Source organism: Edaphobacter sp. HDX4 (genome assembly GCF_036877565.1).
Taxonomy (GTDB): Bacteria; Acidobacteriota; Terriglobia; order Terriglobales; family Acidobacteriaceae; genus Edaphobacter.
Genome location: NZ_JAEDXW010000058.1, coordinates 1 through 443 on the forward strand (window position 1 = coordinate 1; position 443 = coordinate 443).

The following is a 443-nucleotide window of genomic DNA, read 5'->3' on the forward strand; positions in this document are numbered from 1 at the left end:
GATACTCAATCCAGGGAGCCTTCTCCAAGTGACCTGAATCCATCACAGAACTCGCCAACCCCGGTGCCCCCAGGGCCACGGAACTCCCCGACACCCCTAGCCGCTCCAACACCTGCCAATTCCCCTGCGAAGATCCCTGCGCACGCGCAAAATGCGCCGCGTTCATGGAGACAGTTGCGCTTTCTTCACGAAATTCCGGCTCGCTTCGGGATTGGCCGGATCCAGCGCACGAAGCCTCGGCACTCCGGCCAGCGGGCGCATTCCACGCCCCAGGCAAGTGGAACGACCCGAACGAGTCGATAATCGTGACCGGCAAGTAGAACACCTGGCGCGCCCGCGGAGCCGAATCCATCATCCCCTCCCATTTGCCGCTTTCCAGTTGGTTGTAAGCGCGGGTCAGGTCCTGCACACGCGCATAAGCGGCCTCTGAGCTTCTGTGATCC

General features: G+C 61.9%; 1 protein-coding gene. It reads right to left on the reverse strand.

Annotated features, from left to right (window positions below):
• On the reverse strand, positions 1 to 443 hold a 443-nt coding region (locus JAO29_RS23125), incomplete at both ends, for a hypothetical protein (RefSeq protein ID WP_334270646.1).